Genomic DNA, 23,148 nt, shown 5'->3' with positions numbered 1-23,148 from the left:
ATGGCCCGTGGGGTTAACAAAGTCATTCTGGTCGGTACTTGCGGCCAGGATCCCGAAGTACGCTACCTGCCCAACGGTAACGCCGTGACCAACCTGAGTCTGGCGACCAGCGAGCAGTGGACCGACAAGCAGACCGGTCAGAAGGTCGAGAAGACCGAGTGGCACCGCGTATCGATGTTCGGCAAGGTTGCCGAAATCGCCGGCGAATACCTGCGCAAAGGTTCGCAGGTCTACATCGAAGGCAAGCTGCAGACCCGTGAGTGGGAAAAAGACGGTATCAAGCGTTACACCACCGAGATCGTGGTCGACATGCAAGGCACCATGCAACTGCTCGGCGGCCGTCCGCAACAGGGCGACCAACAAGGCGGTGGCAACAACTATCAGCAGCAGGCGCCACGCCAGCAGGCTCCGCGTCCGCAGCAGTCGGCACCTCAGCAGCGTCCGGCCCCGGCTCCACAGCAGGCCGCACCGCAACCGGCTCCGGATTTCGACAGCTTCGATGACGATATTCCGTTCTGATTCGCTGCTGTATCCGCGTTAAATAAAAAAGGCCCGTCGCTGAATGCGACGGGCCTTTTTCATGTGTGCAGGTTTTTCAGTCAAGAATCAAATGCGGCAGGAACCGGCTCGAATCCTTGGTGATCAGGCTGTTGTCTTCGCGCACGCCAATCCCCGCCGCCTGATCACCGATCACCCAGGAACCGATCAGCGTGTAGCTGTCGTCGAACTTCGGCAAAGGGGCAAATTCCTGCAGGATGAAGGGCGCATCGGTGTAGGGCCCATCCTCTTTGACGATCAGGCCTTCAGCGGTCTGCAACTCGATGTTGGCGCCTTCCCGGGAGAAGTACGGTTTGCGTACCCAACCCTTGGGCACCGCGCTGCCCGGGTTCGGGTCGAGATGTGCGGCGAGCAGGTTCGGATGGCCCTTGTGCAATTCCCAAAGCAACGGCAGGGCGCCCTTGTTGGAAAGAATCGACTTCCACGCCGGTTCGAAAAACTGGGTGTCGCATTCGGCGATCGCCGCGCCGAATGGCTCATGAAAGATTAACTCCCAGGCGTGCAGCTTGAACAGGTGCGGAATCCAGCGGTCCTCGAGATCGACGAAACGACCGTCAGCGCTCAGGCCGATGTCTTCGATGTCGATGTGCCGCGATTCGATGCCGACTTTTTCTGCGATCAGCCGCAGGTAATCCGTGGTGCCCTTGTCTTCGACCGAGTCTTTCATCGAGGCGAAGTAAAACGGCCGCGTGAGTTTCAGTTGGGCGAAGGCTTCGTGCAGCCGGGTGTCGATGCTGTTGAACTGATCGGCATGGCGCGGCAGCATCCCGCGCTCGATGCATTGCTCCAGCCAGCCCCACTGAAACGCCGCCGTTTCATAAAGGCTGGTGGGCGTGTCGTAGTTGAGTTCGAGCAGCTTCGCCGGGCCGTTGCCGCTGTAGGAGAAGTCCATGCGCCCGTACAGATGCGGATGACCTTCCAGCCAGGATGTTCGGATCATGTCGTAGTACGGCGCCGGAATGCTCAGGCGATCCAGCAGTTCTTCGCTGTGTACGACGCGGTCGACCAGGTCCATGCACATCTCGTGCAGTTCAGTGGTCGGATCCTCCAGATCGTTTTCGATCTGTTCGAGCGTGAACTGGTAGTAGGCGCGCTCGTCCCAGTACGGCTCGTCGTCGATGGTGTGAAACAGAAAGCCAAGGCTTTCGGCGGTCTGCTTCCAGTCGTGGCGCTCGGCGCAGTGGATCTTCTTCATGGTCAGCTGCTCGAACGGCCCCAGCCGCCCCAACCGCTGCGGGCGCTGGACTGGCTGCCGAAGCCGCCACGGGAGGTGGACGCCGCGACGTTGACCGGTTTGCGGTAATCGCTGTCGTAGTCCCGCTGGCTGCGGCTCGGCGCCGATTCGATGCGACGGTTCAGCGTCGAGGTGTCGTAGGTCTGGCGGGTATTGCGCTCACGATAAACCGGCCGCGAGTCGATCGCGCGGTTGTTGCTCATGGCATTGCCGATCAGCCATCCGGTGAGCCAGCCGTTGCCTGCACCGCTGGACGAGTGCGAAGTGCTGGTCTGATTGCTCTGCACGGCGGCCGCGTCGCCGGCGGGCATCTGGGCATTGGCGATCGCATCGAGGTTCTGCGCCGGCTCACCGTCCTGCGGCACCTTGAAGCCACCGAGTTTCGGTACGAAACGGCCGGCGGAATTTTTCTGACACCAGTCGGCGGCGAAGTCCGCGTCGCAGGCAGCCTTGTCGTCGTAGGCCGGGGAGATCCGCCGGTGTTCGGCCAGGGCTGCGACGTAGGCGTTCGAGCAGACATCCGGTGCCACTTCGGCGTCGATGCATTGTTCGACGCTCTGGAAGTTGCGTTGCTGCTCCTGGGCGGCCACTTCAGCGGAAATCGCCAGGGCTACCGAAGCGGCCAGCGACAGTTGAACGTACTTGCTTCGTTTCATCTCAGGCTTCCTGCCGATCAGTAGGACGGGGTCATGCACGCGGCGTTGAGCATGCCGACGCTGATCGCCACCGCCGCCACATAGATGCCCGCGGCGATTTCACCGTTGGCGATGCGCTGGGACGTGCCCTTGAGCACCAGCCCCGTCGCCAGGAAAGCCAGCAATTGCACCGCGGCCGCGATCACCGCCCAGAGGACGAAGTCGAGGACGTTGATCGAATGAGCGATCACGTTGCTGGCCGGAATCGCGAAGCCGATGATTGCGCCGGACAGGGCAATGGCGGCGGCGACGTTGCCGGAACGGATCAGCTCGAATTCCTTGTGCGGCGTGATGCGGGTGTAGACGAACTGAAACAGCATGAACAGCAGCACGGCGCCGATCAGGTAGGCGACGAAACCGACCAGTGCGGCTTTGTTCAGGGAGATGGACAACGCTTCCAGCATGGAAAACTTCCTTTTAGATGGTGCTCAAATCAGTGGTGTACAGCGAGATGCCCAGCGAAGTGCTCAGGCTGACGGTGCCTTCTTCGTCCTGCTCGACGGAGAACAGCAAGAGCTCGCGGCGATCGGTCAGGCCGGTGTCCCGGGCGTAGAGCATCGAGTGATGGTTGATGGTGTAGGACTCGTCGGGGTTGATCACCTGTTCGGTGAGCGGCACCAGTTCGGTCTGGCCGCGTTCGGTGCCCCATTCACGGGTGTATTCGACACCTTCGTGGCGATAGGTCGGCAGGCCGATCAGGCTGTTCGGCCCGGCCAGGCGCTGCAGTTCGGCGTCACTGTTGACCGTCACATAGCTGACGTAATTGAACAGCGTCACCGATTCGATCTGATCGTCGCCCGTGACATGGATCTGTACCCAGAATTCTTCATCGTTCAGATAGTAGCGATGCAGTTTGTTCGACTGGCCGAGGTCGATCCAGCCGGCGCTCCAGATGGCCTGGGCGTCGGGAACCCGCACTGATGTGCTGCCGTCGAGCAACAGGCCGAGGGTCGTGTCGAAGCGGATCGCCTTGCCCTGCGCCAGTCCGAGGGGGCCGCCGGCAGACCCGGACGCCGGCGCGGCCGACTGCCAGTTGCTGCTGCCGAGCAAATCTTTGAACCATCCCATGGGTACATTCCTTGAAGCGGGTGGAGGTATTCGGTGGCAAAAACGCCGCTAGTGTACCGGGCGCGCGGCGAACGAGCAGGCAAAAAAGAAGGGCACCCGGTGCCCTTCTTTACTCCCGCCGCCGTTACTGGGCGGACTTCTGCTTCAGACGCTCGAGGATGGCGTTGGCGCTGCCTTCGTTCGGCGTGATGCCGGCTTCGCGCAGCTTGCGATCCAGGTCGTTGCCGGTCGACGCATCGGCCAGTTCGTCGGCAGCGCTCAGCTCGGCAGCGCGTTGCTGCTGTTTGGCTTGCAGGCGGTTCAGGGTACCGACGGCGGTTTCCAGCTTGCCGTTGGCGCCGCCGCTGGCGATCGAGGCGCTGACCTGCGCTTTCTGCACGCTCTCACGGGCCTTGGCCATGTCCACTTGCTGTCGCAGGCTCTTGATCCGCGCTTCGGCCTTGTTGATGTCCTTGCGCATGTTGTCGGCGTAGGTGCCGAATTCGTCGGTCTGCTTTTTCTCGACGCCCAGGTCGTTGGTCAGGGTCGAGATCGCTTCGGCCACTTCCAGCGCCAGGTCTTCACGGCCGGCGTTCAGGGCGGAAACGGCCTTGGCTTCCAGGTCCCTGATCTTGGCTTCGTACTCGCTCACGCGGTCGGCGGAGAGTTTGTGCTTGGCCATGATGGTGACCAGTTCGCGACGGGCATTGGACAGCGCGCTGTCGGCGTCACGGATTTCCTGATCGAGGATGCGCAGGGCCTGTTGGTCGGCGATCGCTTCGCCGACTTCGTTGGCGCCGCCGCGCAGCGCGGTGAACAACTTGCTCCAGATGGACTGAGTCATTGGATATTCCCTGTTGATTACTTGAAGAAGTGTTCGAAGGCTTCGCTGGCGCGCTGCACGTTGTCGACCAGGGTTTTCACCTCGGTGACCACGTTGGTCAGGCTCGAATCGGCACTCAGTGCACCGAACATGTTGTAGACGGTCTGGCCGTTGGGCATGGTCTCGATGCCGATCGACGACAGCGGGAACATTTCCCGGCTGCGCAGTACCGCGTCGTTGAAGGCGCGCACATCGGTGATCGAATCGATGTCCACCAGCACGGTGTCGACGATGATCTGCTGACCGGCGAGGGCGATGTGAATCGGCAGACCGCCGAATTCGTTCATTTCCAGCTTGAGGCTGGGTTCGGAGCTCTGGATCAGAGACAGCGTGATCTCTTGCGAAGCCACCTCGTCCAGCGCCTTGAAAGCGTTGTAGAGGCTATCGATGTTCCAGTTGTTGCCTGCGCTCATGTAATTCTCCGACATGAAAGAGCCAGCCAGAATCGGTTGGCGTAGCTGTTGCTCCATTTGCTTGAGCAAGCTTCGGTTTTCCGGAAGCACCCAAGTTTCGTGTTTCACATAACCGGCGGCAGCCAGGCCCGCGCGCATCTGCTTCATGTAGAAGCTCGACGGCTTTTTCGCGGACGGTGTCGAGCGCACTCCCTTCGGGCTCTCCGATTTTGTTGCTGGGGAGTTGCTTTTCATGGCGATGACTCCGTTATGAACATCTCACGCGTGAGCCACACTACAACCAAATCAAAATGCCATCAATGGCTCACGCGTGAGATTTTCATGACACGCGAAAAAACGCCCGCAACGTGGCGGGCGCAGATTTTTCCGGGTGTGTCGGAGCAGGGCTTAGCGGCTGGCAGCGAGGAACTCGTCGGTGGATACCACGCTGGCATAGGCAAACCCCAGCGCCGACATGAACGCCGCATGCACGTGGGCGGCGGGCACGGTCAGACCGTTGAATTCCAGGTCGCGGGTGGCGCAGGCATCGTGGATCACTGTGACGGTATAACCCAGATCGGCCGCCGCGCGAGTAACGCCATCGACGCACATGTGGCTCATGCTGCCGACCACCACCAGCTCCTTGATGCCTTGCTCGTCGAGGATCGATTGCAGCTCGGTTTCGCGGAACGAGTTGACGAAGTGCTTGAGCACCACCGGCTCGTCGGTGCGGTTGAGCACTTTCGGATGCAGCTTGGCGCCCTCGGAGCCCGGAGTGAAAAACGGCGCCTCGGGCGAGGTGAATTCGTGGCGGATATGCACCACAGAATTGCCGGCCTCGCGGAAGGCCGCGATCAACCGGGCGGCGTTGTCGGCGGCGGCGTCGGCACCGGCCAGCGGCCACTTGCCTTGGGGGAAGTAGTCGTTCTGGATATCGACTACGATGAGCGCTTGCTTGGCCATGGGTGTGTCCTCGAAGTGTGGGTGGGTGTGGGTTCAGTATTGGCGCTGGCCACGTCTTCGAGGATTGGCCGCACCGACAATACACAGGGGAAAACTGACAATGGGTGCAGAAAGGACCGTCGCGGAACTGGGCGTGCTGATGTATCCCGGCGCGCAAATGGCGGCGGTGCATGGCCTGACCGACCTGTTCGGGGTCGCCAACCGGATCGCCGCCGAACACCAGGCCACACAGCTGCCGCTGCTGCGGATCAGCCACTGGCAGGTCGATGACGACCACCCGCCCGTGCGGGTTTACGACAGTCATCCCGGAGCCGACAACGGTTTGCTGGCGGTGTTGATCCCGCCGTCCATTGCCGGTTTTTCCGCGGCACAGATGCCGGCCGGGCTGCTGCCCTGGCTGCGTGAACAACATGCGCGTGGCGCGACGCTTGGCGGTGTGTGTGTCGGCTCGTGGCTGCTGGCGGAGAGCGGGTTGCTCGACGGTCGCAGCGCTACCACGCACTGGACTTCGGCCAAGGCCTTCGCCGAGTGTTACCCGAAGATCAGGCTCAAGGCCGACACGCCGATTGTCGATGACGGTGACCTGATAACGACGGCGGGGCTGATGGCCTGGTCAGAGCTTGGTTTGCGACTGGTGGACCGCTTGCTCGGGCCGAGCATCGCCAGCAGCACGGCGCGGTTTCTGGTGGTGGAGCACAGCGACAGCGCCAGTGCGTGCGGGAGTAATTTTGCGCCGATCCTCAATCATGGCGACGGGCCGATTCTTCAGGTTCAGCATTGGCTGCAGGGCACCGGCGCGACCGATGTCTCGCTGACGGCAATGGCCGAACGTGCGGGTCTGGAAGAGCGAACATTTCTGCGCCGGTTCCGTGCGGCGACCGGCCTGAAACCCACTGAATACTGCCAGCACCTGCGGGTCGGCAAGGCTCGGGAAATGCTCGAGTTCACCAACGGCACCATCGACCACATTGCGTGGACGGTGGGCTATCAGGATCCGGGCGCCTTTCGCGCGATATTCAAGAAAATCACCGGGCTTGCGCCGAGTGAATACCGGACGCGATTCGGGGTAAGTCCGCCTTCAGTTGCGGCGAAGTAATACGACTGCGTCGTGCAAAATGCCGGAGCCAGCGGGTCGGTCGTGCAGATTGAAACAGGCGCGGTGCCAGCACGGTTTTTTCAAGTGGCTGATTTTCAGCGTGTTTCACGCCAGCGCCGGTTGGCCTGATCTCTGCACCCTCTGACCTACATTCACCCAGCCATTGGAAGGGGGAACAATGACCCCGACATCCCGCCGGAAAGTGGTCGTCGCCCATTCGGTTCGGCCCGGCGCACCACAGCATGAAGTGCAGACCAACAAGGCCCTCGCGCGATGGCTGGCGCAGATCCTCGGCCTCAAGTTCGGCGGCAGTTACGACGCCGAAAAGCATCGCGGCCGGGATATTTATCTGCTGCCGACCCAGACCCTCGTCGGCGCGATGGCCCGCGAACTGGGGGTGAGCGGCCCGGACGATTTGTGGGGCGGTTTCGTCGAGCACGATTTCATCTGCACCAAAGCCATCAGCCACGGCTTGCGCAGCCATCAGGCTCATGCGCCGCAAGGCTGGTCGCCCTTGTTTTCCGAGCGGGTGCGCACCGTGGTGCTGGACGGACTCAGCGTCTTTGCATTGGAGGATGCGCGACCTGCCGCCGAACATCTGTTGTACAGCGGGCCGATCCGGATCAAGCCGATTCACGCCTGCGCCGGGCGGGGTCAGGAAGTGATCAAGAGCCTGGATGCGTTCGACGAAATCCTCGCCCGACCCGAGGCTAAAGAATTGTTCAGCGATGGCGTGGTGCTGGAGCAGGACTTGAGTCAGGTAGTTACCCACAGCGTCGGCCAGTCGTTCATCGGCGACCGGGTGCTGAGTTACTGCGGTGATCAATACTTGACCGAAGACGCCCACGGCGAAGAGGTGTACGGCGGCTCGAACCTGCTGGTGGTGCAGGGCGGTTACGAGGATCTGCTGGCGCTGGATCTGCCCGACGACGTGCGTCTGGCGATCCAGCAGGCGCAGGTGTTCGACCGGGCGGCGGACGAAGCCTATCCGCGTTTCTACGCCTCGCGGCGCAATTACGACATCGCCCAGGGCCTGGACAGCGAAGGCCGGCCGCGCAGTGGTGTGCTCGAGCAGTCCTGGCGCATGGGCGGCGCCAGCAGCGCGGAAGTGGCGGCGCTGCAAAGTTTCGTCAACGATCCTTCGATGCGCGCGATCCGCGTGTCGTCGGTGGAAACCTATACCGATCAGGCCCTGCCGGCGGATGCCATCGAGGTGTATCGCGGGCCGGCCGAGAACAGCGACTTTCTCCTCAAATACGTAACGGTCAAATCCTATGACGGCTAGAAGCGAAAGCATTCAAATCGACATTGATGATGAAAAGATGAGCGGGACGTTCCTCAGTCCCAAATCGAAAGTCCCCGGCGTGTTGTTCGTGCACGGCTGGGGCGGCAGTCAGGAGCGGGATCTGGAACGGGCCAAAGGCATCGCCGGCCTGGGTTGCGTGTGCCTGACGTTCGACCTGCGCGGGCATACCGGCGGTACCGGCATTCCGCTGAGCCGGGTGACCCGTGAAGACAATCTGCGTGATTTGCTGGCGGCCTACGACCGGTTGCTCGCCCATCCGGCGCTGGACACCTCGGCCATTGCGGTAGTGGGCACCAGCTATGGCGGTTACCTCGCTTCGATTTTGACCTCGCTGCGCCCGGTGCGCTGGCTGGCGCTGCGGGTGCCGGCGCTGTACCGCGACGAGCAATGGCACACGCCCAAGCGCGATCTGGACAAGGCCGACCTGCGCGATTATCGCGGTACGCTGGTGCGCGCCGACAGCAACCGCGCCTTGCACGCCTGCTCGCAATTCACTGGCGACGTGCTGCTGGTGCAGTCGGAAACCGATGACTACGTGCCCCACGCGACCATCATGAGTTACCGCGCCGCGTGCCAGCAGACCCATTCGCTGACCCACCGCATCATCGACGGCGCCGACCATGCCCTGAGTGATCCGACCTCGCAGCAGGCCTACACCTCGATCCTGGTCGACTGGATCACCGAGATGGTGGTGGGCGAGCGGTTGAGCATCATTCAGTCCCGCTGATCAGATTTGGGTTTCTTCTCGATCCGCAACGCCTTGGCCTTGGCTTCCACCACCAGGTACATCAGCACGGTGATCAGCAGCGGCAGCAGGAAATAAATCGCCCGATAGGCCAGCAGCCCCGCCACCAGGCTGCCGCGCGAAGCCTCGTGTTGCAGCAGCGCCACGAACACCGCTTCCAGCACGCCGAGCCCAGCGGGAATGTGGGTGATGACCCCGGCAATCGCGCTGATCAACAGCACCCCGAGCACCAGCGGATAGTCGAGCTTGCTCGGCAGCAAGGTGAAAATCACCGCTGCCATCAGCGACCAGTTCAATGCCCCGAGCAGCAATTGCAGGACCGCCATGCGCAGCGACGGCAGGTTGATTTCCACCCCGCGAATCGACCACTCGCGCCGCCGGGAAAACTGGCAGGCGACCAGATAGCCGACACTGACCAACAGCAGCAACACGCCAATGCCCTGCAACGCACCGCTGCTGATTTTCCAGCCCGGTGGCATCCGCACCAGCCCGCTGGCGAACACCACGCCGGCGATGGTCATGTAGCCGAACCAGTTGGTCGCCAGGCTCAGGCCGAGGATCTTGGCGATGTTGCTTTTGCTCACCCCAAGCCGCGAATACAGGCGATAGCGCATGGCGATCCCGCCGACCCACGCGCTGAGGTTGAGGTTGAACGCATAGCTGATGACGCCCACCGGCAGGATCTGTTTCCAGGTCAGGTCCTGACGAATGTAGGTGCGGCCGATCAGGTCGAAACTGGCGTACACCAGAAAGCTCAGCAGGGTCAGGCTGGAGGCAATGATCAGGGTGCGCACCTTGAAGTCGGCGAGGGTTTGCAGCACTTCGGCCCATTCGATGCGACTGGCGAACATCGTCAGCAAAACGATCAGCGCCAGAAAGAACAACAAGGTCAGCGGACGTTTCCAGCGACTCCAGCGGGACTTGCCCGCCGGTGCCGGATGCACCGCCGCGTGGGCTTCGGATTGGCTCATGACGGATCGCTCCCGGCGGCATGGGTAAAGGGTTTGAGCCGTGGTTTGTGCGCCGGCAGCCAGCCGGCCATGGCCGGAAAATGCCGCAGGAAGTGAAACACCAGAAAGCCCACGGTCATGTGCCAGATTCGCCCGCGTGGCGACTTCGCGGCGTCCATCGCTTTGCAGTGGTTGTGGCTGAGGTCTTCGAGACGTTCGAACAGGTGGCGATTGAAGGCGCGGTCGCGAATCAACACGTTGGCTTCCAGGTTCAGCGACAGGCTCAGCGGATCGAGATTGCTCGAGCCGACGGTGCTCCATTCCTCGTCCACCAGCGCCACCTTGCCGTGCAGCGGCCGCTCGCAATATTCGTGAATCTGCACCCCGGCCTTGAGCAGGTAGTCGTAGGTCATGCGCGCGGCGAGTTTGGCCACCAGCATGTCCGGCTGCCCCTGCAGAATCAGCCGCACCTCGACCCCGCGTCGGGCGGCGTTGCGGATTTCGCGCAGCAGGCGATAGCCGGGAAAGAAGTAGGCGTTGGCGATCACCACCCGCCGTTGGGCGCGGCGCAGTACCTGCAAATAAACGTCTTCGATATCGGTGTGGTGCCGGTCGTTGTCGCGGAACACCAGGCGCACCTGACCGTCGTGATCGTCGAACGCCATCTCGGCACGCCGTTGCCGGCGACGCTGCCACCAGAATCTCGCCCGTCCCGGTCGGCCGCTTTGCAGCAAAGCGAAATGATGGATGTCGGCCACCGCCGGGCCCTGAATCTCCACCGAGTAATCCTGCTTCGCTTCGGGGCCGAAATCGGCCAGGTGATCGCCGGAGAAATTGATCCCGCCGATGAACGCGATCAACCCGTCGACCACCACGATCTTGCGATGCAAACGACGGAACCAGTTGGTGCGAATGCCCAGGCGTTTCGGCGCCGGATCGAAGATTTGCAGATGCACGCCGGCTTCACTCAGCGCGGCGAGATAGCCGGTGCTCAGTTCGCCGCAACCGAAGCCGTCGAGGCTGACGGTGGTGCGCACGCCACGCCGAGCAGCATCGATCAGAATCTCCTGCAATTCCTTGCCGACCTTGTCTTCGAAGACGATGAAGGTCTCCAGCAGGATTTCGCTTTTCGCCGCGCGCATCGCTTCGAACACCCGGGGGAAATATTCCTCGCCGTTTTCCAGCAGCTCGATCCGGTTGTTGCCCTGCCAGCGATACTCGACATCGACGGTACCCGGCTCGCGCACGGGCGGGGTGATGCTGACTGGCTCCACGGCGGATTTCTCCAACGGTGCACTGCTCATAGTTCAATCTCCACCGATAGCGGTGCGTGGTCGGAAAGGTGTGACCAGGGACGGTTCGCCAGTACTTTTGGCTGACTGGCCTTGAGGTTGCGTACATAAATCCGGTCCAGGCGCAGCAGCGGCATGCGCGCCGGAAAGCTGCGCGCCGGTTTGCCGTGATGCGCCGCAAACACTTCACGCAGGCCACAGGGTTCAAGCAAGGCATCGGCGCGCTGGCGCCAGTCGTTGAAATCGCCGGCGACGATCACCGGCGCATCCTCGGGCAGTTCGGCGAGGCGCTCCCGCAGCAGGCGCAACTGGTCGTTGCGATGACTTTCGCGCAGGCCCAGATGGACGCAGATCGCATGCACTTCACGGTCGTCTCCCGGCAGGCGCAGCACGCAATGCAACAGGCCGCGGTTTTCATGGCCGCTGATCGAAACGTCGAGGTTGTCATGGCGCACGATCTGGAATTTCGACAACACCGCATTGCCGTGATCGCCCTCCGGGTATACCGCGTTGCGCCCGTAGGCGAACTGCGGCCAGAGACTGTCGGCGAGAAATTCGTACTGCGGCATCGTCGGCCAGTTTTCGTAGCGTTTGGGATGGTGCTCGTGGGTGCCGTGGACTTCCTGCAGGAACACCACATCGGCGGACACGCTGCGCACCGCTTCGCGCAGTTCCGGCAGGATGAAGCGCCGGTTCAGCGCGGTGAAACCCTTGTGAGTGTTGACCGTCAACACGGTGAAACGGCGCTCAGTGGTGATGACCGTGGACTGCTCGTCGGTGAATCCGAGCGGTTCGGGAATGCTCATGCGAGTACCCCTTCGGCGGCTGGCTCACCGGGCACGGTTTCAAGGTTTTTATCCAGATCGAAGCGCTGCAAAAGGCTGCGGGCATCGAAAGGCGCGCGAACCTTGATGTCGTTGTCGAAGTAGCAGAAAACCTCGCGGGATTTACGGGCCCGAGGTTTCAGGCGCGGCGCGATCAAATGGGCATCGCGCGGTTGCCGGCCATGGTGCCAGGCGTCGATCCGGTCGGCCCAGCGTCGCAGCGCAGCTGGGGTGTAGCCGCTGGCGTAAAGTTCTTCGGCACCGTGCAGGCGCAGGTAGACGAAATCGCTGGTCAGGTCTTCGCGGTACGGCCATTTCCCGGCGGTGTCGGCAATCACCAGCGCGGTGTTGTAGCGCTTGAGCAGGCGCACGAAGTCGGGGTCGATGAAACTGTCGTTGCGGATTTCCACGGCATGGCGCAGCGGTTTTTTGCCGTAGGCCTTCAGGCTCGCGTGGCCGTGCAGGTGTGAGTCGTGTCGGCGGGCGAGGTCAGCGGCGGCCTGGGTGTCGTGGGGCAACTGATCGAGAAAGGCTTCGAAACGTTCGGGGTCGAAAGTGAAGTTGGGCGGAAATTGCCAGAGAACCGGCCCGAGCTTTTCCTTTAGCTCCAGCACCCCGGAGGCGAAGAAGTTGGCCAGGGGTTTCTCGATATCGCGCAGACGACGGATGTGGGTGATGAAGCGGGGCGCCTTGATGCTGAACACGAAGTCATCCGGCGTTTCGGCGTACCACTGGGCGTAGCGTTCGGGCCGTTGCAGGGCGTAGAACGATCCGTTGATTTCGATGCTGTTGACCGCCCGTGAGGCGAACTGCAATTCGCGTTTCTGCGCCAGCCCCTTGGGGTAAAAGTCCCCGCGCCACGGGGCGTAACGCCAGCCTGAAATACCGATGTGAATCGTAGCCATGCCGCCTCCCGTCGAAAGTCCCCATACGGCCTCTGTCTGTGGATGACTGCGGGCGGTCGGGGAAAGTTTCGACGGGATTACGGACGGTCGGGCTGGCTTGATCAGTGCCCGGTGACGATCCGGGCGGAGCCTTCAGAGGGGGCGGCGTACACCGGGCCCAGGCGATCGAGGCGACCGCTCCAGGCGGTCAGGGCCAGCGCCACCAGCACCACCAGACCGCCAATCCACGCGGTGTGAATCAGGCCGATGTGCGCGACGATCAAACCGCCACCCCACGCGCCACCGGCAATACCGAGGTTGAACGCGGCAATGTTCAGGCCCGATGCCACGTCCACGGCGTGCGGTGTGTGATGTTCAGCCTGACGCACTACATACACCTGTAAACCCGGCACGTTGCCGAAGGCGACTGCGCCCCAGACCAGCACGGTGGCCAGCGCCAGCCATGGGTTGCCAGCGGTGACGGTGAGCACGAACAGCACGGCGGCGAGCAGGGCGAAGATGATTTTCAGCGCACTGATCGGCCCGCGCTTGTCCGCCAGTTTGCCGCCCCAGAGGTTGCCGACTGCCACTGACACGCCATACACCAGCAGCACCAGGCTGACGGTGCCGGCGCTGAAGCCGGAGATGTCCTGAAGGATCGGCGCCAGGAACGTGAAGGCGATGAACGAGCCGCCGTAACCGATGGCCGTCATGGCGTACACCAGCAACAGGCGCGGTTGCTTGAGCACCTGCAACTGTTGCAGCAGAGACGCCGGTTTGCTGTGGGCAATATTGTTCGGCACGTAAAGCAGGCTGCCGATGAACGCGATCACGCCCAGTGCTGAAACGGCAAGGAAGGTTTCACGCCAGCCGAAATGCTGACCGATGAACGTGCCCAATGGCACGCCGGTGACCAGCGCCACGGTCAGGCCGGTGAACATGATCGCAATCGCACTGGCGGCTTTTTCCTTGGGCACCAGGCTGGTGGCGATGGTCGAGCCGATGGAGAAGAACACGCCATGGGCCAGACCCGTGACGATCCGCGCCACTACCAGCGATTCATAACCCGGCGCCAGCCAGGCCAGCAGATTGCCGAGGGTGAACAGCACCATCAGCGACAGCAGCAACAGTTTGCGCGGGACTTTGCCGGTGAGGGCGGTCAGCACCGGCGCACCGATGGCTACGCCCAGCGCGTAGAGACTGACCAGCAGACCGGCGGACGGCAGGCTGACGCCGAGATCGGCGCCGATGGTGGGAAGCAGGCCAACGATGACGAACTCGGTCGTCCCGATGGCGAAAGCGCTGAGGGTCAGCGCGAGCAGGGCAATGGGCATGACGGCACTCCGGTGGGGGATTGAATGGAGCGCAGTGTCGGGGTTTGGTGGGGGTGGAAAAATACAGGGGTGGGCATTTGATATTTGCGTGCGACGCAAATATCAGCCCCTTGAGGTGATCGTTCCCACGCTCCGCGTGGGAATGCAGCCAGAGACGCTCCGCGTCTCAAAGAGCGGACGCAGAGCGTCCAGGGAGGCATTCCCACGCAGAGCGTGGGAACGATCAGTGAGGGGGAGTGGGCGTGGGCGTGGGCGTGGGAGCGATCAAAACCGAACTTGCCGGATCAAAACCGATCAGTTCCTTACAGGTTCAACCAAGGGAGCTCTGCGTTTTGACCAGGTTCAGGATCGCGATTCTATTGGGGGCATTGCTGTTGTTTGCTGGCAATGCAGTGCAAGCCGCCAGCCTGCCGGGTGTTCCGGCGGCCAGTGAAGAGCCGGCCAAACCGGAACCGATCGTGCAGGGCGGACTGCTCGGCGCCATCAGTTCCGGCATCGACGACGTGCAGGACAAACTCGATCTCAACGAGCATCTGGTCGACGCCTGGCGCCTGCGCGCCGACCGGGCGGCGGATGAAGTCGACAGGCTGGTCAATCAACCTTCGAACCGCTCGGGCTGGAGCGTGGCGGGGGATTTCCTGATGTTGTCCGGCGTGTGGCTGGGCACGTTTACCGTGTTGACGGTGCTCGGCAGCGTACTGGGCAAGCGACTGCGGGAAGGTCGGTGGTTGCGCACCCGTCAGCGCAGCCAGGATTTGCTCGGTTACCTGTTGCCCTACACGCTGCCCGCACTCATCTGCCTGCCGCTGACCCTGTACGTCAGCCATTTTCTGTCGGCCTCGGTGGGTCGGGCGCTGGCGCTGTGTTTTGCCTACGCCACCAGCAGCGGGATATTTTCCACGTCGATGCTGTTGTGTGTGGTGGTGATGTTCAACGTCGGCCACAAGCGCCGCGCCGTGCAGATCATCCGTGACTACTGCCCGAAACCGCTGTTCCTGATCGGCTTTCTTGCCGCGTTGAGTGACGCCCTGACCAGCCCGCAGATCGCCCGGCAACTGGGCGGCAACATTACCAGCAGCATCGCCGTATTCACTGGCTTGCTGGCGTCGATCATCTTCGGTCTGCTGGTGATTCGCCTGCGTCGGCCGGTGGCGCACCTGATCCGTAATCGCCCGCTGGCCCAGCGCCTTAAACAACCGTCGCTGCAGGAATCGCTGCGGATTTTTTCCGGGCTCTGGTACTGGCCGATCGTGCTGATGGTGCTGGTCTCTGCGGTCAACCTGATCGGCATCGGCGAGGACAACCAGAAAGCCCTGCGCTGCGCGTTGCTCACCACGGTGCTGCTGATCGGCACGGTGTTTCTCAGCACTGTGCTGCAACACCTGTTCAAGTCGCGCAGGGCCGAGGCGATCCAGCGCAGCAGTGCCTATAAGGAACGTTTCCTCAGCCTGTTGCACGCCTTGCTGAGGATCGTCGTTGCGATTGCGTTCATCGATATCCTCGGGCGTATCTGGGGTGTGTCGCTGCTCGATTTTGCCCAGAGCAGCACGGTCGGGCGGGCGATCAGCAATGCCCTGAGCAGCATCGGCCTGATCTTCCTCGTGACGTGGCTGCTGTGGGTGGTGCTCGACACGGCGATCCAGGAAGCACTCAAACCACCGGTCAGCAAACGCTCGGCGCGCCAGCCCAGCACCCGGGTGAAAACCATCCTGCCGCTGCTGCGCAACGCGATCAAAATCATCCTGGTGGTGATCTGCGCGATCACCACCATGGCCAATCTCGGGATCAACGTCGCGCCGCTGCTGGCCGGGGCCGGGGTGGTCGGCCTGGCCATCGGTTTTGGCTCGCAGCAACTGGTGCAGGACGTCATCACCGGGCTGTTCATCATCATCGAAGACACCCTGTCGATTGGCGATTGGGTGGTGCTCGATTCCGGGCACGCCGGCACGGTCGAAGGCCTGACCATTCGCACCCTGCGCCTGCGCGACGGCAAGGGCTTCGTGCACTCGGTGCCGTTCGGCCAGATCAAGGCTGTGACCAACCAATCACGGCAGTTTGCGTTCGCGTTTTTCTCGGTGCAGTTCACCTACGACACCGATGTCGACAAGGCTATCGAGCTGATCCGCGAGGCGGGGGATTCGATCCGCGAAGATCCGTTTCTCAAGTACAACCTGCAAGGGCCGCTGGATGTGTTTGGCGTCGATAAAATGGACCTGAACGGCGTGGTGCTGACGGCGCAATTCCGCACGGTGTCGGGCGGGCAGTATGCGGTGAGCCGCGCGTTCAACCAGCGTCTGAAAAAGCTTGTGGATAACAGCCCCTGGGTGCATTTCGCCCAGACTTATCCACAGCAGGTTTTGTTGCCCAAGCGACAGGACGAAGAGGTGGCGCCGGCGCATTCGTCGGTGGTGTTGCCGGAGCAATCGCCGACTCAATAGAAGTTTTTGTAGTGCATGTGCCGGCCTCTTCGCGGGCTTGGTCCGGGCGGCGATCCGACGAAGAGGCCAGACCGGTTTACATCAATGTCGGATCAGTTTGCTGCGTAGCTGCTCAATGGAAACCTGATCCAGCTCCACCCAGAATTGCGGCTTGCCCGCGACCTCGGCAGCGACCGGCAAACCGTCGCGATACACTAGCCGATTGCTCGCCAGCGCCGGCACTTTCGCCCCCGGCAACAAGGTGCCGGCGAGGTTCAGCGGGTCGACACCGCACACCGCGATCAGGCTGCCGTCATGGGGGCGACGGCGGACTTCGCGCAGCAGCGGAATCGCCTCGGGCAGGGCGAATTGCTCGCCGGCCAGACCGCTGACAAAGCGCCCGCCACGAATCTCGCCCCGCGCTTCCAGCCGATGGAAAGTACGCAGCAGTTCGCGCCAGCTCGGCAACCAATCTGCTTCGCGTTCCAGCAGGCGCCAGAACACCACGCCATAGCGGCGTAACAGGGTCATGGCGATGTGTTCGAGGGTTTCGGGCGACGCCGTTTGTCGGTTTTCCACAACCGGCCCGCGACGCAATAACGCCCAGCGTCCGGCATCGTCCATGCCTCCGACAAACGCCCCGCGCCCGCGTCGACTGCTGCGCTGCTGGCGCTTGCTCGCCGGGGTGATCAGTGCGCGCAATCCGGCAAAGCTGTCGGCATTCACCAGACCGGCACCGACCAGTTCTTGCAAGGCGATTTCCAACTCGGTGCGCAGCAGGTGCGCTTCATGAATCAGTTCATCGAAAAACAGCGCGCCGTGCTGACTCAGTGCGTCGAAAACTTTGCGGGTCTTGGGCGACAGTTCGCTGACCGGCGTCTGCTCGGCCAGTGCACTCCACAAGCCGACCTGACTGCGTGGCAGCAACACGATCGGTGTACTGCGCAACGCCGTGCCGCTGATGTTTTGCCGGGCGCTGAGGCGCGTCCACACCAGTTTGCCGCTGCGGCACAGATCGTCCAGCCAGCTCGGTGAATAGTCCTTGAGCCGCAGGGGAAGGAGGTCGCTGTCCCAGGCTGAAGCAGCGGCCGGGTAGCCCTCGAACTGAGCGACAATCGCCGGCAATACGGCGTTGCCCTGACCACGGGTGGACGGAGCCACATGCTGCCAGTCGAACAGAAACCGCATGAAATCCTGCAACGCTACCGGCTCGATTTCCCGGCGCAGACGCTTGACCGTGTAGCGGTGAATGCGCGCCAGCAGATGGCGTTCGCACCATTCCTCAACGGTCGATCCCGGCGTGAACTGGCCGCGCAGCACATAACCTTCGCGCTCCAGATGAGCGAGGGCTTGATGAACAGCCGCCGGCGTCAAGGCCAGCGGCTCGGCAATCGCCGCCAGCGGTAGCGGGCCGAATGCACCGAGCCGCGCGCGGATCACTTCGATCAGCGCGTCATCGGCCGTCCATGGTTCGTCGAAACCGGGCAGCGCGGGCAGTGCCGACTGCGCCTGTGGATAAAGCGCTTGCAGACAGGTCAGGCGTTCTCTCGCCAGCCAGACCGAATGCTCGGGATCTATTGGCAATCGACAGGCTCGCCCGGTTTCGGCCAGGGCACTCAGCCAGTCGCGCCACTGCGGATTGGCCGCGACTTCGCGGTCGCTGATGCACGCCAGGCTCATCAGCGCTTCGTGCATTTCGTCGGCGCTGTTCGGCGTCGGCCAGGCTTCTTCGCGCACGGCGTTGATCGCGTCGGCGTCCAGCGCGCCGCGGTCATCGGTGGATTGCGGATCGCTCCAGCGGCGGTTGAGCACAGCCTGGGTGCGACGTTCTTCCAGCGGCGCGTCGTCGAGAAAGGTGTAGGGTCGGGCACTGAGGATTTCCGCCGCCAACGGTGAGGGCGCCGGCAGGTCACGGGCGATCAGGCGCACTTCGCCGCGCTCCATGCGCCGCAGGAGTTCGAGCCAGCCTTCGCTGTCCATCGCTTCGTGCAGGCAATCGTCGAGGGTCTGTTCCACCAGCGGATGCTCGGGAATTTCCCGTTCACCGGCGAGGTTTTCCAGGCAGGCGATCTGATCGGGAAACACGCTGGCGATCAGGTCTTCGCTTTTCATCCGCTGCAATTGCGGCGCGACCTTGCGCCCGCCGGTAAAGCGCGGCAGGGCCAGCGCCACCCCGGCATTCCAGCGCCAGCGCACACCGAACAGCGGCGCATCCAGCACCGCTTGAATCAGGATGTGCTCGGCGCTGTTGCTGTGCAGGTAACGCCAGACTTCATCGAGTTCGAAACTGTGGCTGGTGGACAGCGACAGCACGATCGCGTCTTCGCTGGCGGCGGCCTGCAATTCGAAGTTGAAGGTGCGGCAGAAGCGCTTGCGCAGGGCCAGGCCCCAGGCGCGGTTGATCCGACTGCCGAACGGCGAATGAATGATCAGCTGGGTGCCGCCGGACTCGTCGAAAAAGCGCTCCATCAGCAGCGTGTCCCGCGACGGCAAGGCGCCGAGGGCGAGGCGGGCGCGGGCCAGGTAATCCACCAGTTGTTCGGCGCTGGCCAGGTTCAGGCCGAGGATGTCGGTCAGCCAGTCGAGGGCCGGTTGCAGGTTGCCGGGGCTGGCGCTGAGCAATTGATCGAGCTGCGCGTGCAGGCGCGCCACGGCGGCCGACAATTCATCGCTGCGTCCCGGCGCCTCGCCGAGCCAGAACGGAATGGTCGGTGGCTGGCCTTGAGCGTCCTCGACCCGCACCTTGCCGGCCTCCACCCGCAGGATCCGATAAGAAGCGTTGCCGAGCTGGAACACATCGCCGGCGATGCTTTCCACGGCGAAGTCTTCGTTGACGCTGCCGATGTTCAGACTCTGGGGTTCGAGCAAGACGCTGTAGTCGGCGTTGTCGGGGATGGTGCCGCCGCTGGTGACAGCGGCCAGCCGTGCGCCGCGTCGTCCACGCAGGGTTCGGCTGACGGCGTCGCGGTGCAGGTAGGCGCTGCGGATGCCCTGGCGGCCGTTGTAGCCCTCGGCGAGCATGCCCAGCAGCGCCTGATAATGTTGTTCGTCGAGGCGGGCGTAGGGCTCGGCCCGGCGGAACAGCGTGAGCAAATCGTCTTCAGCCCATTCCTGGCAACTGACCTCGGCGATGATCTGCTGCGCCAGCACATCCAGCGGCGCTTCGGGGATGTGCAGCGTATCGAGTTCACCCCGGCGCACGCAGTCGAGCAGGGCGGCGCACTCGATCAAATCGTCGCGGGTGGTGGCGAACAGGCGGCCCTTGGGGGTGCCGCCGACCTGGTGCCCGGAGCGGCCAACTCTTTGCAGAAAACCGGCAATCGAGCGCGGTGAAGCGATCTGGCAGACGAGGTCGACTTCGCCGATGTCGAGCCCCAGTTCCAGCGACGCGGTGGCGATCAGCACTTGCAACTCGCCGCGCTTGAGCCGCTGCTCGGCGTCGAGGCGAAACTCCTTGGCCAGACTGCCGTGGTGCGCGGCCACGGCGTCTTTTCCGAGGCGTTCGCTGAGGTGTCGACTCAGGCGCTCGGCCAGACGTCGGGTGTTGACGAAAATCAGCGTGGTGCGGTGTTCACGGGCCAGTGTGGCGAGGCGGTCGTAGACCAGTTCCCAGACGTCATTGGTCATCACCGCCGACAACGGCACCGGCGGTACTTCGATGCCCAGATCCCGTGGGCGCGCGTGGCCGATGTCGATGATTTCGCAGGGGCGCCCATGGCCGACCAGAAACCGCGCCACCGCATCGATCGGTTTTTGCGTGGCGGACAGGCCGATGCGGGTCAGAGGTTCAGGACACAGCGCCTGCAAGCGTTCGAGGCTCAGGGCCAGGTGACTGCCGCGTTTGCCGGCGGCGATGGCGTGGATCTCGTCGACGATCACCGTGCGTGTGGTGCCGAGCATTTTGCGGCCGGATTCCGAGCCGAGCAGCACGTAGAGCGACTCCGGGGTGGTCACCAGAATGTGCGGTGCGCTCTTGCGCATGGCCGCGCGGTCTTTCTGTGGAGTGTCGCCGGTGCGCACGGCGGTGGTGATTTCCAGCGCCGGCAGGTCCATTTGGCGTAACTGGTCCGTGATCCCGGCCAGCGGGTTCTGCAGATTGATGCGGATGTCGTTGGACAGCGCCTTGAGCGGCGAAACGTAGACCACCAGCGTCTCGTCCGGCAGACCGTCCGGGGTTTCCAGGCCACGGTGGACCAGATCGTCGAGCACGGCGAGGAACGCGGTGAGGGTCTTGCCGGAACCGGTGGGCGCGGCGATCAGCGTTGAACGGCGTTGGCGGATCAACGGCCATGCGCGAGCCTGGGCGGCAGTTACCGTCGGGAAGGTGCTGCTGAACCAGGCGCTGACGGCGGGGTGGAAGCCTGCCAGGGCCGCGTCCGTGGGAAGGGGCAGATTCATGGCTTCAGTTATGCGGGCGGGCGGACGAAGTTGCAAGTACCGCTCGGGATCTACACTTTACGGGTGACGGTTGCGCACTAAACCCGCAAAATGCAACGATTCCGGCAATTATCGACGACGGTGTCACAAGCATCGTCGCCAAAGCCATCGTTCCAATCAGACTGGGCCTGCTGACTCTATGCGAATGCGCCTTATGTTACTGGGCGGCGGAAATGCCCTTGGGCAGGCGCTGATTCGCCTCGGTGCAGAGGAAGACATCGGTTTCCTCGCCCCCCGCCCGCCCGAAGACGGCTGGGATGCCGCGAGCCTGACCCAATTGCTCGACGACACCCGTCCCGATGCATTGATCAACCTTGCCTACTATTTCGACTGGTTCCAGGCCGAGGCCGTCAGCGAAAGCCGTCTGGCCGGGCAGGAACGCGCCATCGAACGCCTGGCCGAACTGTGCCAGCACCACAACATCGTGCTGGTGCAGCCGTCCAGTTATCGGGTGTTCGACGGTTCCCGCGCCACTGCCTACAGCGAAAAGGACGAACCGGTGCCGCTGGGCCTGCGCGGTCAGGCGCTGTGGCGGATCGAGCAGAGCGTACGCGCCACCTGTCCGCAACATGTGCTGCTGCGCTTCGGCTGGCTGCTCGACGACAGCCCGGAAGGAATACTCGGACGCTTCCTGGCCCGTGCCGAACAACCGGAAGAACTGCTGCTGGCCGATGACCGCCGTGGCAACCCAACCCCGGTCGACGATGCGGCACGGGTGATCATTTCGGTGCTCAAGCAACTCGATTGCGCCGCGCCGCTGTGGGGCACTTACCACTACGCCGGCCACGAGGCGACCACGCCGCTGGCGCTGGGCCAGGCGATTCTCTCCGAGGCGCGCAGTCTGCACCCGCTGGCCATCGAAGCGCCGACCGCCCAGGCCCACGCCGCGCGGCCGGATGCCGCTGAAGAACCGCAACACGCGGTGCTCGCCTGCAAGAAAATTCTGCACACCTTCGGGATCAAGCCGCGCGCCTGGCGTGCCGCGCTCCCGGGCTTACTGGATAGGTTTTATCGTCATGGCTGAAGGCCCTGTTCTCATCACCGGCGGCGCCGGTTTCATCGGCTCGCACCTGACTGACGCGCTGCTTGCCAACGGCCATTCGGTGCGGATCCTCGATGATCTGTCGACCGGCAAGCGCAGCAATCTGCCGCTGGATAATCCCAGGGTCGAACTGATCGTCGGCGATGTGTCCGATGCCGCATTGGTTGCACAGGCGATGCAGGGTTGCAGCGCGGTCGCACACCTCGCCGCCGTCGCTTCGGTGCAGGCGTCGGTGGACGATCCGGTGAAAACCCACCAGAGCAATTTCATCGGCACGCTGAACGTCTGTGAAGCCATGCGCGAGGCCGGCGTCAAACGCGTGCTGTACGCCTCAAGCGCGGCCGTCTACGGCAACAATGGCGAAGGCGAGTCGATTGACGAAGACACGCCCAAGGCGCCGTTGACGCCTTATGCGTCGGACAAACTGGCCGGCGAGCAGTACTTCGATTTCTACCGCCGCCAGCACGGTCTGGAACCGGCGATCTTCCGCTTCTTCAACATCTTCGGCCCGCGTCAGGATCCGTCCTCGCCGTACTCCGGGGTGATCAGCATCTTCAGCGAGCGCGCGCAGAAAGGCCTGCCGATCACCGTGTTCGGCGATGGCGAGCAGACCCGGGATTTCATGTACGTCGAAGACCTGGTCGATGTGCTGGTGCAGGCGATCGAGAAGCCGCAAGTGGACGTCGGTGCGGTGAACGTCGGCTGGAATCAGGCGACCAATCTGAAGCAGATGCTGGCCGCGCTCGAAGCGGTGGTCGGCGAGTTGCCGCCCGTCAGCTACGGCCCGGCACGCTCCGGTGACATCCGTCATTCACGGGCGAACAACCGCCGGTTGCTTGAGCGATTCAAGTGCCCGACGCCAACGCCGATGAACGTCGGCCTGGCTCGTTTGCTCGGCCGCTGAGCTTCCCGCAGACATGAAAAAGGCGCCTTTTGACAGGCGCCTTTTTCACGGCCGGAAATCGGGTTTCAAACCGGTTTCCTGTAGCGAGGGAGCTTGCTCCCCGGTCGATGGCTTAACATCGCCGTCAGTTCTGAGCTGCCCGCCA

20 protein-coding genes are annotated in these 23,148 nt (G+C 62.9%); 7 read left to right on the top strand and 13 right to left on the bottom strand.

The window, feature by feature from the left end:
• Entirely contained in the window at positions 1–519 is a 519-nt protein-coding gene (locus tag AWU82_RS27350; RefSeq protein ID WP_007966163.1) for a single-stranded DNA-binding protein, read from the top strand.
• Positions 520–595: 76 nt separating this feature from the next.
• Here AWU82_RS27350 and AWU82_RS27345 read toward each other — a convergent pair whose 3' ends face one another.
• From AWU82_RS27345 to AWU82_RS27315, 7 genes are all read right to left on the bottom strand, one after another.
• The gene (locus tag AWU82_RS27345) at positions 596–1,753 is read right to left on the bottom strand and encodes a glutathionylspermidine synthase family protein (protein WP_064382243.1); all 1,158 of its coding nucleotides are present in this window, start codon (positions 1,751–1,753) and stop codon (positions 596–598) included.
• Positions 1,754–1,755: 2 nt separating this feature from the next.
• Complete coding sequence (locus tag AWU82_RS27340) at positions 1,756–2,448, bottom strand: DUF1190 domain-containing protein (RefSeq protein ID WP_064382242.1); 693 nt, start codon at positions 2,446–2,448, stop codon at positions 1,756–1,758.
• Between the two features lie 17 nt (positions 2,449–2,465).
• Complete coding sequence (locus AWU82_RS27335; protein WP_064382241.1) at positions 2,466–2,891, bottom strand: DUF350 domain-containing protein; 426 nt, start codon at positions 2,889–2,891, stop codon at positions 2,466–2,468.
• Between the two features lie 13 nt (positions 2,892–2,904).
• Positions 2,905–3,555: a DUF2491 family protein gene (locus AWU82_RS27330; RefSeq protein ID WP_064382240.1), complete on the bottom strand. Its 651-nt coding sequence runs from the start codon at positions 3,553–3,555 to the stop codon at positions 2,905–2,907.
• A gap of 124 nt (positions 3,556–3,679) precedes the next feature.
• Positions 3,680–4,378 (bottom strand): PspA/IM30 family protein, encoded by a 699-nt coding sequence (locus AWU82_RS27325; RefSeq protein WP_064382239.1) that lies wholly within the window; start codon positions 4,376–4,378, stop codon positions 3,680–3,682.
• Positions 4,379–4,395: 17 nt separating this feature from the next.
• On the bottom strand, positions 4,396–5,064 hold the full coding sequence (locus AWU82_RS27320; RefSeq protein WP_064382238.1) for a YjfI family protein: 669 nt from the start codon (positions 5,062–5,064) through the stop codon (positions 4,396–4,398).
• A gap of 153 nt (positions 5,065–5,217) precedes the next feature.
• A complete protein-coding gene (locus AWU82_RS27315) occupies positions 5,218–5,772 on the bottom strand; it encodes a cysteine hydrolase family protein (protein ID WP_064382237.1) in 555 nt (184 codons plus the stop codon).
• Positions 5,773–5,872: 100 nt separating this feature from the next.
• Here AWU82_RS27315 and AWU82_RS27310 point away from each other — a divergent pair, with 100 nt between their 5' ends.
• The 3 genes from AWU82_RS27310 (at position 5,873) to AWU82_RS27300 (ending at position 8,901) form a co-directional block, all read left to right on the top strand.
• A complete protein-coding gene (locus AWU82_RS27310; RefSeq protein ID WP_064382236.1) occupies positions 5,873–6,868 on the top strand; it encodes a GlxA family transcriptional regulator in 996 nt (331 codons plus the stop codon).
• A gap of 178 nt (positions 6,869–7,046) precedes the next feature.
• Positions 7,047–8,153: a DUF3182 family protein gene (locus AWU82_RS27305; protein ID WP_064382235.1), complete on the top strand. Its 1,107-nt coding sequence runs from the start codon at positions 7,047–7,049 to the stop codon at positions 8,151–8,153.
• The gene (locus AWU82_RS27300; protein ID WP_064382234.1) at positions 8,143–8,901 is read left to right on the top strand and encodes an alpha/beta hydrolase family protein; all 759 of its coding nucleotides are present in this window, start codon (positions 8,143–8,145) and stop codon (positions 8,899–8,901) included. The genes AWU82_RS27305 and AWU82_RS27300 overlap by 11 nt, the downstream gene beginning before the upstream one ends.
• On the opposite strand, the gene AWU82_RS27295 is transcribed toward AWU82_RS27300, so the two are convergent.
• The 5 genes from AWU82_RS27295 to AWU82_RS27275 all read right to left on the bottom strand — a co-directional run bounded on the left by AWU82_RS27295 (position 8,889) and on the right by AWU82_RS27275 (position 14,203).
• Entirely contained in the window at positions 8,889–9,890 is a 1,002-nt protein-coding gene (locus AWU82_RS27295) for a lysylphosphatidylglycerol synthase domain-containing protein (protein WP_064382233.1), read from the bottom strand. The genes AWU82_RS27300 and AWU82_RS27295 overlap by 13 nt on opposite strands.
• Positions 9,887–11,173: a cardiolipin synthase ClsB gene (clsB, locus tag AWU82_RS27290; RefSeq protein WP_064382232.1), complete on the bottom strand. Its 1,287-nt coding sequence runs from the start codon at positions 11,171–11,173 to the stop codon at positions 9,887–9,889. Before clsB ends, AWU82_RS27295 begins: the two co-directional genes overlap by 4 nt.
• Entirely contained in the window at positions 11,170–11,967 is a 798-nt protein-coding gene (locus tag AWU82_RS27285; protein WP_064382231.1) for an endonuclease/exonuclease/phosphatase family protein, read from the bottom strand. The genes clsB and AWU82_RS27285 overlap by 4 nt, the downstream gene beginning before the upstream one ends.
• A complete protein-coding gene (locus AWU82_RS27280) occupies positions 11,964–12,890 on the bottom strand; it encodes a DUF72 domain-containing protein (protein WP_064382230.1) in 927 nt (308 codons plus the stop codon). Before AWU82_RS27280 ends, AWU82_RS27285 begins: the two co-directional genes overlap by 4 nt.
• Before the next feature lie 101 nt (positions 12,891–12,991).
• Positions 12,992–14,203 (bottom strand): MFS transporter, encoded by a 1,212-nt coding sequence (locus AWU82_RS27275; RefSeq protein ID WP_064382229.1) that lies wholly within the window; start codon positions 14,201–14,203, stop codon positions 12,992–12,994.
• A gap of 332 nt (positions 14,204–14,535) precedes the next feature.
• On the opposite strand from AWU82_RS27275, the gene AWU82_RS27270 reads away from it, so the two are divergent.
• Entirely contained in the window at positions 14,536–16,641 is a 2,106-nt protein-coding gene (locus AWU82_RS27270) for a mechanosensitive ion channel family protein (protein ID WP_064382228.1), read from the top strand.
• Positions 16,642–16,722: 81 nt separating this feature from the next.
• Here the strand turns inward: AWU82_RS27270 and AWU82_RS27265 are convergent, their stop codons facing one another.
• Positions 16,723–21,018 (bottom strand): DEAD/DEAH box helicase, encoded by a 4,296-nt coding sequence (locus AWU82_RS27265; RefSeq protein WP_064382227.1) that lies wholly within the window; start codon positions 21,016–21,018, stop codon positions 16,723–16,725.
• Positions 21,019–21,196: 178 nt separating this feature from the next.
• Here AWU82_RS27265 and AWU82_RS27260 point away from each other — a divergent pair, with 178 nt between their 5' ends.
• Positions 21,197–22,081 (top strand): sugar nucleotide-binding protein, encoded by an 885-nt coding sequence (locus tag AWU82_RS27260; protein ID WP_011336149.1) that lies wholly within the window; start codon positions 21,197–21,199, stop codon positions 22,079–22,081.
• Positions 22,074–23,003 carry a UDP-N-acetylglucosamine epimerase PgnE gene (gene pgnE, locus AWU82_RS27255; RefSeq protein WP_064382226.1) on the top strand — a complete coding sequence of 310 codons (930 nt, stop codon included), beginning with the start codon at positions 22,074–22,076 and terminating at the stop codon, positions 23,001–23,003. The genes AWU82_RS27260 and pgnE overlap by 8 nt, the downstream gene beginning before the upstream one ends.
• Positions 23,004–23,148: the final 145 nt, after the last annotated feature.

Source organism: Pseudomonas glycinae, from assembly GCF_001594225.2.
In the GTDB taxonomy this organism is placed as follows: domain Bacteria; phylum Pseudomonadota; class Gammaproteobacteria; order Pseudomonadales; family Pseudomonadaceae; genus Aquipseudomonas; species Aquipseudomonas glycinae.
This window is presented reverse-complemented; position numbering and strand designations above follow the sequence as displayed.